The organism is Acrocarpospora catenulata (assembly GCF_018476525.1).
Classification (GTDB): Bacteria; Actinomycetota; Actinomycetes; order Streptosporangiales; family Streptosporangiaceae; genus Acrocarpospora; species Acrocarpospora catenulata.
Window position 1 is genome coordinate 1 of record NZ_JAHCST010000006.1, and the last position, 15,919, is coordinate 15,919.

Here is a 15,919-nt window from a genome sequence, read left to right on the forward strand (position 1 = left end):
CCCCCCCCCGCCGGGTTCGCCGCCGGCGGCGGTGAGCCCGGCGGACGACGATCGACGGCGCGATGTCCTCAGCGCCGTCATGGGCGGCCTCTACACCACCGTCGACCTCGCGGAGGAGCCGGCGACGGCAGCCTGGCCTCCGCCATCGCCGGTGTCCTTGGGAGGGTTGGCGTTGGGCATTCCCGACCCGACCGGCATCGAGGACGGTGAAGGGTCGGCTCCCATCGACCGCGTCATCAGCTCCCTCACCGGTACGACCTGGTCTGCGCTCGTGCTGGCCTACCCGGTCGACCACCATCGCGTCTCGGCCATCCGCGATCAGGTGCTCAACGAACTGCGCGCCGTCGAGACCGAGACCAAGGACCGGGGAGCACCCAGCCCGCTGGCCGAGCATTACGGCGAACTGCTCAAGGTGACCCTCACCTCGCTGAACGACGGCATGGCCACCGGGGCGTGGCGAACCGCCGTCTATCTGATCGGTGACGAGCAGAGCTATCCGAGGCTCGCGGCGGCCTGGCGTAGCCAGTTCTCCGGCGCCCGTTCGTTGCCGGAACCGGTGCGGATCCACGACCTGCCCGCCGCCGTGGCCCTCGCCCGGGACTGGGTGATGCCGGACCAGGAGGTGGAGAGCCGGCCGGGCAAGCCCTACCGGCGCCCGTTCGAGTTTCAGACCCTGCTGACCACGACCCAGCTGGCCGCGTACGCGCACCTGCCCGAGTTGGAGACCCCGGGATTCCGGGTCGAGACGGTCCCTCGCTTCGATACCGCGCCATCGGCCGTGAGCGACGACGGCGTACCCATTGGGCGGATCGTGGCACGCAAGCGAGAAACCACGAGCGAGTACCGCGTGAACCTGCGGGCGCTGACCCGGCATGTGTTCGTCGCCGGCGTCACCGGCTCGGGCAAGACGAACACCATCCTGTCGCTGCTGTCCGCCGCCGACTCGGCCGATGTGCCGTTCCTGGTCATCGAACCCGCCAAAGCCGAGTACCGGTCGCTGCTCAGCCATCCGGTACTGGCACCGCGGCTGCGCGTCTTCACCGCCGGCCGGGCCGACCTCGCGCCGTTGCCGCTCAACCCGTTCGAGGTGCCCGACGGCATACCCGTCAGTGAGCACCTGGACCTGATCCGTTCGGCCTTCTCCGTCGCATTCGGAATGTGGACGCCGTTGCCCCAGATTCTCGAGCGCTGCCTGTACGAGATCTACGCCGACCGCGGCTGGGACCTGCGGTGGAACACCAACATCCGGCTGCGTCCGGGCGACGATCCGGCCCTCGCCTATCCGACGCTGGCGGACCTGGTCGCCAAGGTCCAGGAGGTGATTCCGACCCTAGGCTACGAGGACCGCATCGCCGGGGACCTACGGGCGGCACTGGTCACCCGGCTGGAGAGCCTGCGTACCGGCGGGAAGGGAGCCATGCTCGACGTGTCCCGCTCGATGCCGAGTGAGCAGCTGTTCGGGCAACCCACGATCGTCGAGCTGGAGTCGTTGGGTGACGACGGCGACAAGGCGTTCGTCGCGGCGCTGTTGCTGATCCGGCTCGCCGAACACCGCCGCGTCGCGGGGCACCGACCGGACCTGGTCCACCTTCTGGTCATTGAGGAGGCCCATCGGCTGCTCAGCGACACCGGCATCAGCGGGCCGCGGCCCGAGGAGTCCGCCGACCCGCGCGGCCAGGCGGTGGAGACGTTCTCGAACCTGCTGGCCGAGATCCGCGTGTACGGGCAGGGCGTCGTTATCGCGGATCAGGTGCCGGTACGCCTGGCGCCGGGCGTCATCAAGAACACCGACCTCAAGATCGCCCACCGTCTCGTCGCCGCCGACGACCGCGCTGCCATGGCCGGCTCCATGGTGATGGACGAGGAACAGGCCCGCGCTCTCGCCGTCATGGCCGTCGGCGAGGCCGCCGTGTTCAGCACCGGCGACGATTCTCCGGTACTGGTACGCATCCCGCTGGTGAAGGACGCCTTGGCCGAGACCCCGTTCACGCACGGCGACGTCCTACGGCACATGGCCCGCCGACGGTCGGATCCGTCGTTGGCGACCCTGAACCTCGCGCGTCCGTTCTGCGCCCAGACCTGTGCTGGCGACGAGGGCGCGTGTACGGCCGCGCGGCGGCTCGCCGCCGACGAGTATGTACAACGCACCATAAGCCGGATCGTCCTGTCCACGGTCGATGAGGACTACGCGCTGGACCGGCTCTGGCCGGAGCTCCAGAGCGTGGTGAGCGCCCGCCGCCCGCCTCGAACCGACCTCGGACGGCTGCTGCGGTCGCTGGCCGGTCACGGCGCCGACTGGTACGCCCAACGACGCGGCGCACAGGGCGCGTGGCTGTACGCCGACACCAGCGAACTCGGCGACCGCCTCCGCGCCGTCCTGCTCGACAAGCTCGACGGACACGACCCCACTACGACCACGCGGCTGCGCGCCGCCCTACGGGACACCACACACCGGCTGCACGCCCGTATCTTCGCGCCATACTCGGGATGCGAGCGAATCTGCACGCAGGACCCACCGGTGTGCCTGTACCGGTATGCCGTCGCCGACGTGGTCGCCGGCCACCGGGAACACCAAGCATGGCGGGAGGCCGACGACATCGACGGCGAGGACCCGGATCGCCGCCGAATCAAGACATGGCGGGTGTGCCAGGACGCGGCTTTCGGGATCATCGAGCCTCCCGAAGCGGATCTGCCCCCGGAACTGCACGACCGAATCAACATGAACGCCGGGCGGGTGGCCCTGTGCTTCGAACAGCAGATGCTGCACGACGACCGCAACAAATCCCCGCGCAACATACAGCGGATCCTGAACCGCGTACTGGGCGAGGCGTACGGAGCCTATGAGGCGACAGGCAGCGCCACCACGGGCATCTGATCTCCCGAGTCGAGAAACGGAGCGGCGGCAATGAGAGACCGCGGCGGAGAAAACGCGAATCCGGAAGCCTCTGCTGAGGCGAGGCACGAGCGACCGAACGACCGGGGCGAGCGTCGGGCTGTGACGGACATGTCGACGCGCAGCGAGCATCCCGAGTTGTCGCCCCTGGGCGGCGGGGCGAGTGTCGGCGGCGGGCGGCGCGAAAGCCGTGGCGTTGACGTGGGCGATCGTGACCCGGACCGCCAAGTGGGAGACAAGGGCGGAGACCGGGCCGCGAACACGAACGACACCAGGCGTGCGGTGACCGACATCTCGGCCCGCGCGGAACACCCCACCTTGTCGCCGTTGCGCCCGCCCGGCGAAACACCGGCAAACCACTCCGCCGATGGCGACCGTCCAGATACGAGCGCTGGACAGACATCGATAGCGAGGGCCGACACTCCCACCGCCCCGACAGAGCCGACCCTCACGCTTGCCGTTGCGTTGTCGGCCACGGGTGGGGAGAAGCAGCAGGGTTCGGGTCAGTCCAAGGTGCAGTATACGCAGAAGTCACCTGCGCCACAGCCGAAGTCAGGGGTGCAGAAGTCGCGTGGGTCACAGCCGAAGTCAGGGGTGCAGAAGTCGCGTGGGTCACAGCCGAAGTCAGGGAAGCACCCGGGTGACAAGCACGGCGGGCAGAAGCCGCATGAGTCAAGGCCGAAGTCAGTGGAACACAAGCCGCCGACGCCAAGAGAGCCCAAGCAAGGGGAGCCGACTCGGGAGGCGGTAGGGAAGTTTGTCGTGAAGCAGTTCCAGCTGGACAAGCTGGATGGGCCGGAGGCGAGTGATTCGAAGCCGGGGACGGACAACCCGAATGACAAGCGTGAGTTTCTCGCTAATGCGCAGTCCGCTACCGCTGAGGAGAAGCCAGGGGCCAGGAAGATCAGCCCGGAGATGCGCGAGGACTACGCCAAGGAGGCCATCTATTATTACAGCCGCCTGAACGCGGCCGACCAGAAGGGATACAAAGCTATAAAGGAGGCGCTCGAAGAGCGCTTCCATCTCAATCGGCCGGACAAGATGAATGAGAAGCGTGAGTTTCTCGCCAATGCACAGTCTGCTACCGCTGAGGAGAAGCCAGGGGCCAGGAAGATCAGCCCGGAGATGCGCGAGGACTACGCCAAGAAGGCCATCTATTATTACAGCCGCCTGAACGCGGCCGACCAGAAGCGATATAAAGCTATAAAGGAGGCGCTCGAAGAGCGCTTCCATCTCAAACACAGCCGCTGACGGGAGCAGGCCCTCGCGACCATGCGGTCGGATGGGTCGGCGGTCGGTCTTGTGGGGCTCAATAATGGGATTCGATGTCTGACCTGCCAGTTCTCGGTAGTGCCAGCCGGCGATCTGGCACTCGTTGAGGACAAGCCTGCGGTGGGCTTGTAAGGATTCGAAGGTCAGCGTTGGCGAACACCGAGGCACCGGTGAACTGACCGGCACGATCGCGGATCAGGAACTTCAGCTTCGTCGGGTCGATGTGCAACACCAGCGGTTCCGCCTTTTTGAAGGCGGTCGCTCCGTAACAGCAGGGCTGGCAAAGACGGCGGGCGCCGTCTTCGGTCTGCCCCGCTCGTGACGGCGCCGAGACCTCGGCGATCGACAATCGGGGCATGATCGCACTGAAGATCGTGGTGGCGGCGTCGTTACTCCTCTCGGGTTCGCCGGTCGAAGCGGATCCGTACTTCGGCGACGTCAGGCAGGCAGTCCTGCGCCATTCCGCCAAGAACGGCGGCGTGTACTTCTCGACGAGGACACGCGAGAAGACGTACGACCTCCTGAACACGGAGACAAGCGCGGGCGCCTTCCGGTTCAACCGGTCGGGGATCGCCCGTTCCGACGTCACGTACATCGGCGAGACCGGATTGGGGAAGGCGCGGGTCCGTATCATCACGATCGGGCAGCAGAGCTACAAGCGCACCACCTCGCTCTCAGGAAATCCGCGCTCCGCGAAATGGGAGGACTTCGGCAATGACGGCGGCGGCTTCCACTACGCGGCCGACGTCATCAGCGGCGTCAACTCGGCCTTCCTCGACCTGATCGAGCCGGACGCCTCCGCGGGCGTGCCCGGTGGCGAAATAGACGGAGTGCCGACGACCCTGTATACGGGCTTCGTCGACGTGCCGGCTTTCGCGACCACATTGGCCGGCGTCCGGTTCAGGTTCGATCCGGATTCGGTCGGCGGGCGCGTCAACTGGCGTCTGTGGGCCGGTCCCGACGACCTGCCGCGGCGATTCACCGCGTCGATCATCTGGGACATGGCCGGATACGCGGAATCCAACGAGACCGTGAACCTGACCACCTTTTACAAGCGCTGGGACACCCGGGTGGAGATCAAGGCGCCACCCCGGAAGTCGGTGGTCAAACCATGGTGACCGGAGCGGCCGACGTGGCCTGGCCCGGGACGTCCAGCACCACCGCGTGCCCGCCGTCGGCGTCGATCAGGTGCTCCTCCAGCGCCGGGCCGGCGATCGTCAGGTCGTGGCGGGCCAGCCAGGCGAACAGGTCGTAGACGGCAGGCCTGAGGTGTTGCAAGGCGCGGATGCGTTCGAGGCCAGGCGGCTGAGGCCTCCCCCACACCTGATGGTTACGATCGCCCGCTCCGAACCGATATGCCCACAGGCGTGCCGTCACGGCGAGACGCCCGATGGGCTCGAGCGTGGATGTGGACGGCAGGCCGGACGGCGGGGGTTGGCAGGTGAGCAGACCGGACGCGAACGAATCGTCCTTGCCACCGCCCGACTCGTCCCAGGCAGACAGCAATCGGCAGATCGCCGCCGCCCAAGACGGCGCACGCCATTGGATCCGCGAGGCTGCCTCACGGGGTGTGGCGTGGGCGAGCCCGCGGGCGATGCTGGCCGGGCTGTGCGCCAGCGCGTTGATCCCGGTCGGGCTGGCCGAGCCGGGGCTGCTGGCGGCCGCGGCGGGATTGAATGTGGTCGGTTCGGTCGGCGCCAACGTGCTGGCCACCCTCATCAGCGAATCCCTGGACGCCGCCCGGATCCGCACCCGCAGGCGCTCCCCTGCAGACCCGACGCCGGCCGACGCAGACGCCGAGACCAGCCCCGACGACGCCGCCCGGCCGGCAACGGATGACGATCCGGACGAGGAAGTCTTCGCCGAGCGGGTGCGCCAAGAGCTCGCCGACCGGATCGAGCAGATGCTGGCCACGCAGGATCAGCAGGCGCAGGCGCTGGCCGTCACGCTGACGCTGGTGCTGGAACGGATCGACGCGACCACCATCGTGGTCGGCGAAGTCGTCTCCACCGGCCAGCACCAGCTCCTGCGCGAATTGATGGCAGGGTTCGCCGGCCTCGGCGACCAGGTGGCGGGGCTGGGCCCGCTCCTGCACAACCTGGAACAAGCGGTCACACAGGTCCAGCAGAGCCTGGCACGACAGGACGCCCGACACCACTTCGGCCGCATCCAGCAGCAGGTGATGCTCGACCTGCTACTGGAATCCCGCCAGCACCTGGCCGAACTGGTCAACCGCCTGCCCGACACCGATTCACGTGCGGGATCCGGCACGGAGGGCCGTCCGCTGGGCTGGCCGCTGCACGAGGTCAACGATCCGTTCGCCCTGGAAGTGCACCACGCCATCGACTCCGGGGCCGACGGCCTGCCGCTCCTTCCCGCGTACGTGCGCCGCGAGCATGACCGGGCGCTGGGCAAGGTGGTGGCGGCTGCCGCCGCCGGGACCAGCCGGATCGCGGTGCTGGTGGGCGGCTCGTCGACCGGCAAGACCCGGGCGTGCTGGGAGGCGCTGCACCCGCTCCGCGACCAGCCCCAGAACCAGGCGCCCGACCGGCCGTGGCGGCTGTGGCATCCCATCGACCCCACCCGCCCCGACGCGGCGCTTGCCGACCTGGAACGGATCGGCCCCTACACGGTGGTGTGGTTGAACGAAGCCCAGTTCTACCTCGCCGACCCCGCACTCGGAGAGCAGGTCGCCGCCGGGCTGCGGGAACTGCTGCGCGACCCAGCGCGAGGGCCGGTGCTGGTGCTGGCCACCCTGTGGCCCGCCTACTGGGACACCCTGACCACCCGCCCCGGCATTGGTGAATCTGACACGCACGCGCAGGCCCGGGAACTGCTGGACGGGCATCGGATCGGCGTCCCGGACGCCTTCACCGGCGCCGACCTGGACGCCCTGACCGGGCAGGCCACAGCTGATCCGCGCCTCGGCCAAGCCGCCGAACACACCCGTGACGGCCAGATCACCCAGTACCTGGCCGGCGGGCCGGTCCTGCTGGCCCGTTACCACGACGCCCCGCCCGCCACCCGCGCGTTGATCCACGCCGCGATGGACGCCCGCCGCCTCGGTTGTGGACCGCACCTACCCCTGGCGCTGCTGGCCGATGCCGCCCCCGGATACCTGACCGACAGCCAATGGGAGCAGACCGGCGACGACTGGCTGCAGCAGGCACTGGACCATGCGGCCACCCCTGCCAACGGCATCTCCGGAATCCTTACCCCGATCAAGACCCGGGCTCCGCGCAACCAGCGGACCAGCCCTGCCACCACCCCCGCGACGCAGGCCGGATCCGGGCAGATGTACCCGCTGGCCGACTACCTCGACCAGCCCGGCCGCCACCACCGCCACGACCAGATCCCGCCGATCCACTTCTGGACCTCCGGCGCCGCCCACGCTCTGCCCGGCGACCTGAAAGCGCTCGGGGACGCCGCCTGGCGCCGTGGTCTGTACCGCGACGCCGCCCAGTTCTATAAGAACGCCACCGCCGGCGGCGACCCAGAGACCGCCTTCCATCTGGTTGATCGCCTGCATTTTCTGCATCCTGCCGACCACCGCCCCGCCCACTGGGCTGCCATTCACCTCGCCCTCGCCGACCCGGCCGGTGTTGCCCGGCTCCTGGGCAGGCTGAGAGAAATCGGGGCTACCGGCCCGCTCAGCGCGCTGCTGGCCCGTGATCCCGCCACCCGTGTCTCCCTCGACGCCCCATACGACGTCGCCGCGCTGCAGAACAGACTGCGGGAGGTCAGAGCGCACGAGCAGCTCACCGTCCTGGCCGAACGAGCAGCCGCCCACGTCGATCTCGACAACCTTTACGCGCTGACCCATCTGCTGGGCATGCTGCGGAAGGCCGGGGCGCACGACCAGGTCACCGCGCTGGCTCACCGAGCCGCCGCCGAGATCGCACTCGACGATCCGGATCTCGCGGCCGCGCTGCTCTACTGGCTGAATGAGGCCGGGGCGCACGACCAGGTCGCCGTGCTGCTGGCCCGCGACCCCGCCGCCCGCGTCACCCTCGACTCCCCGGGCTCCGTGGGCGCTCTGCTGGACCGGCTGAATGAGGCCGGGGCGCACGAACAGGTAGCAGCGCTGGCCGAGCGAGCCGTCGCCGATCTCGACGACCCGTACGCCGTGGCCGCTCTGCTGGGCATGCTGCGGAAGGTCGGGGCTCTGGACCAGGTCGGCGCGTTGCTGGCCCGCGATCCGGCCACTCGGGCCGATCTCGACGAGCCGTCCGCCGTCGCCGCTTTACTGGGCGCGCTGTGGGAGACAGCGGCGCATGACCAGGTGCGCGCGTTGCTGGCGCGCGATCCCGCCGCCCGCGTCGCCATCGACAACCCGTACGCCGTGGCCGCTCTGCTGGGCAGGCTGCGGGCCCACGAGCAGCTCACGGCGTTGGGCGAGCGAGCCGCCGCGCACGTCGACCTCGGCAGCCCGGACGCCTTGATTCGGCTGCTAGACACGCTGAAGGAGGCCGGAGCGCACGAGCAGTACATGGCCCTGGCTGAGCGAGCCGCTGCTCACGTCGCCCTCGACGACCCCTTCGCCGCAGACCGGCTGCTGCGCAGGTTGGGGGAGGCCGGGGCGCTCGGTCAGGCCGCAGTGTTGGCCGACCGGCTTCTAGCCGTAGGGCAACTCCATCACTTCCTCGCCATCAGTGATCATCGGAAGCGGTTCCGGTTCGGGCGGGAACCCGATGGGAGCGCCGCGGTTCCCTGGACGTGGGATGACCTGCAGTGACCCAAGAAGCAGGAGGGTCGATATCGGGGGCTTCACACGGCGGGAGGAAGCCACCAGCCTCGCGACTGCGGCGAGGTAGAGGGGGGAGGCGGGTGGCGGCCGAGCCGGCACCGGTGAGGATCGCCTGGGCGTGCTCGCACCGACGGCGCGGATTTCCGCCGCAGACCACTAAGCGTGCGGTGAACCGCCCGTCGCCTCGCCTGCGCAGCCAGCCGCGGCCGGCGAGCTTGGTCATCTTCGCGCGCAGCGGTTCCAGCTTGCCACGCACCGTCACCTGAAGGCCCAGTTCCTCGCCCACCGCCCTTACCTGGACGGGGCCGTCGGCGGCCCGCACGATCGCCAGGATCTTGCGGTAGTCAGCGGGCAGCGCGGCCTCGTCGGGATTCTCGCTGCGATGCGGGATCAGCAGGACCGCCGCCCCGCCACCCGGGCGGGAGTCGGGGCCACGGTCGCGGCGGCCTCCGCCGCGGCCCGGGCCTGCTCGGCCAGCCGGTTCAGGACCCGCTCGGCGATCAGCAGTTCCTCCCGCTCGGCATGGACCTCCTGCAGCTGCTTGGCCAACTCCTCGCCCCAGCGTGTCCAGTTCACTCCGGCGAGCCGTGATCCACTCCAGCTCCTGCATGCCCACCCCCTCCCAGCGACATCCCCCTGTACCGACCCGGTGACGGATAGTAAGAGCGGCACGGTCCTCGGCGCAGCGGAACCCGACAACGACTCCGGCCGGCATGTCAGACGATCTTCACCGTGGACACCCGCCGACGACCAGCATGAGTATCCCGCGCCGCGCAGCTGGCCGCCGCCGTACGCGAGGAGGATGGCGCAGTGACCGCCGTCGCGGTGCTGGAATCGGTGGCCGACCGCCAGCGGAGCGGAACGGAACCGCCACAAGATCCCACGCCCGGGTCCACGGCCCGGATCGGTCGCGAAGTCCTGGTGGTCTACGAACGTAACGGGCGCGCAGCAGCCACCAGCTCAATCATTCCGGGTTTGGGCCGTATGACAGCGTTCTTACCGGCACCCCATGTAAGTGCAGGCCGCTCTGTCGCGGGCAGACATCACCGTCACTCGCGCTCGAACATCGTTCCACACGTGGGCACGCCGCGCGCCCTCGACGTCACCGGCGCCCCCCATGCTCTCGATGCGACATGGTCTTGCGGCCACGGCGAACGGATGCCGTGAGATCACCACCTGAGGTAGAGATGGCGGGGAGACAGGTCACCCGCTTGAGTGTGCCCCCAGGGCACGGTGTTCGCTGGTGCGTGGAACAACCATCTCGGCCCAGGAGGACCGCCCGATGCCCTCGCCAGGACCCGACCAGACCCCTGCCACGGCCGCGCGCCCGAGCTCACCGCACCAGGCCGACGGCCCGGCACCCGGACGTCGCGAGCCGGGTGTCGACGGCTCCCGGCCGTTCGGTGCCCACGTCCGCATGAGCTGGTGGAGGCCGCTGGTCGTCCTTCTCGTGCCGCCGGTCGTGATGGTGCTCCTGCAGATCCTGCTGTACCAGGTCGTGGGCGTCATCGAGGGCAGCGACGACCCGATGTCCGCCACCTTCACCCCGCTGAAGCTCCTGGCCATCAACCTGAGCGTGGGCATCTCGGGCGTGGTGGCGATCCTGCTGCTGGCACGGCTGGCGAAGGTGCCGTGGCGCAGCCTGATCAGCTCGCCACGGGCGTTCGACGGTCGACGCCTGGCGCAGTACCTGCTCGGCGCGGCCCTGCTGGTGGGCGTCGGCATCGGCGTGGTGGCGCTGGTTGCCCCCGAGTCCCCAGGCTGGGTCGCGTTCGGTGTCTCCGGGACGACGATCCTCATGCTGGTGATCACCGTGATGAGCACCCCGCTCCAGTCCGTCGGCGAGGAGCTGATGTTCCGCAGCGCCGTGCTGCCCGCCGCCGCGTCCTGGGTGCGCGCGGTTCGCCCGGCCCTCGCCGTCGGTCTGGTGGTCTCCAGCCTGGCCTTCGCGGTCGCTCACGGCTCCAGCGACCCCTGGCTGTTCGGCTACTACACCTTCATCGGCGTTGCCACGGGACTGATGGCGATCATCAGCCGCGGCATCGAGGCGCCGGCCGCGTTCCACATCGCCAACAACGTCCTGTTCTCGAGCGTCAACACGCTGATGGCTGACGGCGAGGCATACATCATCGACCGGTCCACCGACACCGGTGACGCGGCCCTCCTGATCCTCGCCGCCGTCAACATCGCCATGGTCGTACTCGTCTGGATGCGCGAGCGACATGCACGGATCACGACCTGGAACCGGCACCGGACGACGAGGTGAGGACCCCATGACCTGGAGCACACGCGAGATCGCCGACCTGGCGGGCATCACGGTGAAGACGGTGCGCTACTACCACCAGGTCGGGCTGCTCGACGAGCCCGACCGCGAGCCCAACGGCTACAAGCGCTACGAGGTGCACCACCTGACGCGGCTCCTGCAGATCAAGCGCCTGACCGGGCTCGGTGTGCCGCTCGCACAGGTGGCCGAGATGGGCACGAGCAGCGAAGGGCAGGCCTCGGTCCTCCGGACCGTCGACGCCGAGCTCGAGGCGACGGTCCGGCGGCTGGAGAGCATCCGGCGAGAGCTGGCCATCCTGGCGCAGCCGGGTGCGCCACCGGAGGTGCCGACCAGCTTCAGCGGCCTCGTCCAGGACCTGCGCGACAACGACCGCGCCCTGCTGACGATCTACGCCCAGCTTTTCTCGGACGAGTCGATGGAGGTGCTGCGCCGGACGCTCGAGGCACACCCGAACGACGATCTCGATGAGGCGTTCCGCGACCTGCCCGAAGACGCCGACGATGCCACCAGGCAGGCCCTCGCCGAGCAGCTCGCGCCCTTCATCGTCCCGGGCGCCACCGCACACGGCGTGACGCTGGAGCCGCGGGCCACCACGCCAGGCCAGGCCGAGGCGGCGCGGCGCGCCGTCGGTCACGCCCTCAGGGCGCTCTACAACCCCGCTCAGGTCGACGTGCTCCGTCGAGCGCACCTGCTCCACGAGGCCGACGACGACGGTGCCGACACCGGCGACGATGCCCCGTGACCCCGAGGCCGCCGGTTCAGGGCAGGGTGATCGCGAGCGCAGTGCGCGATCGCCGCCGTTCGTGACATGGCCACCGGCGCTGCTCTGGACGACGCCGCGCTCGCGGCTTTCATGGACGAGAACGGAAATTCCTGTGAGCCGCCGCCGTGATGAGACGGGCTGGACCCGCGCCGAGACCGACGTCGCAGAAGTGATGATCTGGCTGCGCAGCAACCACGGCCGCGTCCTGTCAACTAAACTACTGAGGGAGTTTTCCCAGGTAGTAGGCGATTTTGCTGTTTCTTTATTAACGTCGGCATCAAGGACGGCGCCCGCCTGCGGCGGGCCGTCAAGGTCGCCCGCGTGGTCGCGGCCAACCGGGGCGACCGCCTGGAAAGATTCCTGCCATCGCAAAGCCCCGCCCGGTGCCGGGTCTTCGTCACCCGCTACATGCGCCAGGGCCTAGGCGATGAGTTCGGCGCCCGCACCGCGATGACCGCGATGAAGGACATGCACCGCGCCACCACCTTCGAGGCCGGCAACGACAAGTCGATCGCGCGCCAGGAGTTCGGCACGATGGCCATGGCCGTCGACGAGTGCATCACCAAGGTCGCCGGCCTCGACAAGGTCGGCCCCCAGGTGGTCAAGCAGGAGAACACCGGCCTGCTCGCTCAGATGATCGCCGCCCTGGAAGCTCGTCTCACTGAAACCACAGGCTGACCAGGAAACCCTGGGGCCCTCCCCGAGGCGCTCTCCGCACGCTCGTCGGCCAGGTCGGACGCAACTTCGATGGCGATCTCGATCGCTCGGGCTGCCAAGGGAGAGTGGGTACGGCCGGCCCGCCAGTGCAGGCAGACCTCGCGTGGGGGAATGGCCGGTCGCAGTTCGTGGACGCGGAGCCGGTCGTCGGACTCGGCGCCGGCAGCGCGGATGGCGAGCCACGGCAGCACCGCCGATCCCATCCCGGCTCGCACCATCGACAGCAGCGTCTCGTTGCCTGCCGTACGGAAGACGATCTTCGGGTTCGCGCCGGCGCGGGTGAATGCCTCCTCCATCCTGGGCTGGTCGCAGGTCGACGGCCAGGCCACCAGCGGTGCGTCGTCGAGCTGGTCCAGCGGGACAGAATGCTCGGAGAAGGTGCCGCGCCTGGTCACCAGCAGGTACGGATCGTCGAGCAGCTTGACATGCGCGACGTCGCCGTTGAGGGGGCTGTCGTAGAACAGCAGGTCGAGGTCGCCGATCTGAGGCGCCTCCGGCTCTTCCTCAGACAGCCGGATGTCGCAGCCGGGGTGCTCGTCGCGCAGCCGACGTACGACGACCGGCAAGATCACCGTGGATACGCTCTGGAGGGTGCCGATGTCGATCCGGCCGTCGCCGGCCTGGAACCGGTCCACGGCCTCGGCCAGGGCTGCCGCCTTCGCCAGCAGCTGCCGTCCGTGCTCGAGGACGACGGCGCCGAGCGGTGTGATCCGTACCGGCCTGGGCCCGCCCGGTCGGTCGAACACCGGGCCGCCGACAGACCTCTCCAACGCGGCGATCTGCTGGCTCACGGTCGACTGGGTGTAGCCGAGGCGGGCCGCCGCCCGGCCGAACGAGCCCTCCTCGGCGACAGCCGCCATCGCGGCCAGGTGCCGCAGTTCGAGATCGGTCACGGGGCCCAGCGTACTTCCAGCCATTGCTTCTAACGATCGAGTTGATCGGAAACAATCGCTTTTCACGATGGCACCTGGCTCCTAGCGTGGCTGGCATGACAGTAACCACCGTTGCACCGACAAAGCTGGAAGCCCTCTCCTGCTCGTCGGGGTCGCCCTGGCGATCGTTTAAGTCGTCTAGGGCTCGACCTACCTCGGGATCCGGATCATGGTCGAGGCGGAGCCGGCCTGGCCTTCGGCGTGACCGTGGTGCTCGCGGTCGCCGTCGTCGTGCGCTCCGAGTTCCGTCGATGAATCCGGGTTCCAACAATCAAGGGAGAGTCCGATGAGCACATTCGTGTTGATCCACGGCGGAGGAGACGTCGGATGGTCCTGGCACCTGGTGGAGGCCGAGCTACGAGCGTGTGGGCACGACGTGCTGGCTCCCGACCTTCCGGGTGATGACGAGTCGAAGACCCTTGCGGACTACGCCGACGCCGTGGTCGAGGCCATCGATGACAAGCAGGACCTGGTCGTCGTGGGCCACTCGTTCGGTGCGTTCACCGCCCCGTTGGTCGCCGATCGGCTGCCCGTCGATGTGCTGGTCCTCCTGGCCGGCATGATCCCGTCGCCGGGTGAGTCGCCGAATGAGTGGTGGGCCAACACCGGCTGCCAGAGCGCGGTGGAGGAGCAGGCCAAGCGCGATGGCGGTTTGACCGGCAGCGCGGATCCATTCGTGAGCTTCTACCACGATGTACCCCGGGAGCTGGCCGAGGAGGCGATGGGCAAGGAGCGCGACCATCCGTCCAGGGCCGCATCGGCCGCTCCGTGGCCGTTGGATGCGTGGCCGAACGTGCCGACGAGGTTCGTGCTCTGCGGCGAGGACCGCTTCTTCCCGCCGGACTTCTTTCGCCGGCTGGTGCCCGAGCGCCTGGGTATCGCTCCCGACGAGATCGCGGGCGGCCACTGCGTCGCACTCAGCCGCCCCAAAGAGGTGGCGGACATGTTGGCGGGCTACGCGGCTGCCGCGTCCGCCATGAGGATCAAGCAGTGAACCTCGACGGTGGCTGGCCCCGCCGGGCGTCGTACTCCGCGAAGGCCCGATAGAGCCTTGGGACATCGACATCCACACGACCAAACCAACATGTCGAATCGGTATCGAGAGGATCCGGTGAGGGTGATGTCCAACCAGCAGGGCACCCAGATGCGGCCGAACTCCGAGCCGAACGCCGGTGAGTACGGGACCAGGCAGACCGACCTGTTCGACTACGACGCAGAGCTGCGTCTGCACAACGAACTCTTCCGTGCCGCTGCCCGCGTCGGCTCGGGCGACCGTGTGCTCGACATCGGCTGTGGTACGGGGCAGTCCACGCGCGAGGCCGCCCGCGCCGCCGTCACCGGAAGCGCGGTTGGCGTCGACCTGTCCGCACCAATACTCGAACGGGCCCGTCAGCTCAGCGGCGACCAGGGACTGCCCAACGTCACCTACCAGCAAGCGGACGCCCAGGTTCACCGCTTCCCATCAGCGCATTTCGACCTCTGTATCAGCAGGTTCGGAGCGATGTTCTTCGCCGACCCAATTGCCGCCTTCACCAATATCGGGCGCGCTCTGCGTCCCGCAGCGCGCCTCGTGCTGCTGGTCTGGCAAGACCGCGACCGCAATGAATGGGCCTCCGCGATCCGCCAGGCCCTCACCACCGCAACAGCCGCACCCGCCCCTCCTACCGGCGGTCCAGGCCCGTTCTCACTCGCCGACCCGACCATCACCCAAGGCATCCTGGCGGCGGCAGGCTTCACGCAAGTCAGCTTCACCGACGTGCACGAGCCCGTCTACTACGGCCCGGACAGCGCCACCGCTTTCGATAACGTGCTCCGCCTACGGGAATACAAAGACCTGCTTGCCAACCTCGACACCGCCACAGCCGAGCAATCACGCACGCGGCTACGCGCCACCCTCGCCGCCCACAACACCGACAGCGGTGTGTACTTCGACTCGCGTGCCTGGATCATCACAGCCCGCCGTCACTGACCACCACCGCACCCTCGATCCACTGGCACGGCATGCACCTGCGCCTGATCGCCGGGCGGACCACCGGTGTGCCAGGACGGGCTGGAACTGCGGCGGGTCTCCCCGCTGACCGGCGGTGATGACCAGGGACATGACCTTCTGCCCCTGCTCACCTGACAGGGTGGATCTTGGTGGCCCGATGTTGGCTCGAATGCGACCCATGACCTGGCAGGACGCCCACGCCTGCCGCTGTGCTGGAGATCGACAACACCTGAGCTGGTGAGCGGCGACGCCCTCACCCCACACGGAAGGTCTCCATGGCGATCTTGGATTTCCTCGCCACCCTTCTGGAGTTGGCGGCTC

12 protein-coding genes are annotated in these 15,919 nt (G+C 68.7%); 9 read left to right on the plus strand and 3 right to left on the minus strand.

What is annotated here, in order from left to right:
- The 3 genes from KIP79_RS07885 to KIP79_RS07895 all read left to right on the plus strand — a co-directional run.
- A partial coding sequence (locus KIP79_RS07885; protein ID WP_214104025.1) for an ATP-binding protein occupies window positions 1-2,875 on the plus strand: 2,875 nt, incomplete at its 5' end.
- Between the two features lie 780 nt (window positions 2,876-3,655).
- Entirely contained in the window at window positions 3,656-4,144 is a 489-nt protein-coding gene (locus KIP79_RS07890) for a hypothetical protein (protein WP_214104026.1), read from the plus strand.
- Window positions 4,145-4,521: 377 nt separating this feature from the next.
- A complete protein-coding gene (locus tag KIP79_RS07895; protein WP_214104027.1) occupies window positions 4,522-5,283 on the plus strand; it encodes a hypothetical protein in 762 nt (253 codons plus the stop codon).
- On the opposite strand, the gene KIP79_RS07900 is transcribed toward KIP79_RS07895, so the two are convergent.
- The gene (locus KIP79_RS07900) at window positions 5,270-5,443 is read right to left on the minus strand and encodes a hypothetical protein (protein ID WP_214104028.1); all 174 of its coding nucleotides are present in this window, start codon (window positions 5,441-5,443) and stop codon (window positions 5,270-5,272) included. The genes KIP79_RS07895 and KIP79_RS07900 overlap by 14 nt on opposite strands.
- 292 nt (window positions 5,444-5,735) lie before the next feature.
- Between KIP79_RS07900 and KIP79_RS07905 the strand changes: the two genes are divergently transcribed.
- Complete coding sequence (locus tag KIP79_RS07905; RefSeq protein WP_214104029.1) at window positions 5,736-8,900, plus strand: hypothetical protein; 3,165 nt, start codon at window positions 5,736-5,738, stop codon at window positions 8,898-8,900.
- 402 nt (window positions 8,901-9,302) lie between these two features.
- Here KIP79_RS07905 and KIP79_RS07910 read toward each other — a convergent pair whose 3' ends face one another.
- Window positions 9,303-9,488 (minus strand): hypothetical protein, encoded by a 186-nt coding sequence (locus KIP79_RS07910; protein WP_214104030.1) that lies wholly within the window; start codon window positions 9,486-9,488, stop codon window positions 9,303-9,305.
- Between the two features lie 667 nt (window positions 9,489-10,155).
- Between KIP79_RS07910 and KIP79_RS49275 the strand changes: the two genes are divergently transcribed.
- The 3 genes from KIP79_RS49275 (at window position 10,156) to KIP79_RS07925 (ending at window position 12,637) form a co-directional block, all read left to right on the plus strand.
- Window positions 10,156-11,178 (plus strand): CPBP family intramembrane glutamic endopeptidase, encoded by a 1,023-nt coding sequence (locus tag KIP79_RS49275; RefSeq protein ID WP_214104031.1) that lies wholly within the window; start codon window positions 10,156-10,158, stop codon window positions 11,176-11,178.
- A 7-nt stretch (window positions 11,179-11,185) separates the two neighbouring features.
- Window positions 11,186-11,938 (plus strand): MerR family transcriptional regulator, encoded by a 753-nt coding sequence (locus KIP79_RS07920; protein ID WP_214104032.1) that lies wholly within the window; start codon window positions 11,186-11,188, stop codon window positions 11,936-11,938.
- A gap of 342 nt (window positions 11,939-12,280) precedes the next feature.
- Window positions 12,281-12,637, plus strand: a complete 357-nt coding sequence (locus KIP79_RS07925; protein ID WP_214104033.1) for a hypothetical protein — start codon at window positions 12,281-12,283, stop codon at window positions 12,635-12,637.
- Here the strand turns inward: KIP79_RS07925 and KIP79_RS07930 are convergent.
- Window positions 12,589-13,569 carry a LysR family transcriptional regulator gene (locus KIP79_RS07930; protein ID WP_214104034.1) on the minus strand — a complete coding sequence of 327 codons (981 nt, stop codon included), beginning with the start codon at window positions 13,567-13,569 and terminating at the stop codon, window positions 12,589-12,591. The two genes, KIP79_RS07925 and KIP79_RS07930, sit on opposite strands and share 49 nt — an antisense overlap.
- Before the next feature lie 325 nt (window positions 13,570-13,894).
- Between KIP79_RS07930 and KIP79_RS07935 the strand changes: the two genes are divergently transcribed.
- A complete protein-coding gene (locus KIP79_RS07935) occupies window positions 13,895-14,602 on the plus strand; it encodes an alpha/beta hydrolase (protein WP_214104035.1) in 708 nt (235 codons plus the stop codon).
- Window positions 14,603-14,728: 126 nt separating this feature from the next.
- Complete coding sequence (locus tag KIP79_RS07940; RefSeq protein WP_250212874.1) at window positions 14,729-15,577, plus strand: class I SAM-dependent methyltransferase; 849 nt, start codon at window positions 14,729-14,731, stop codon at window positions 15,575-15,577.
- The last annotated feature ends 342 nt before the right edge of the window (window positions 15,578-15,919 follow it).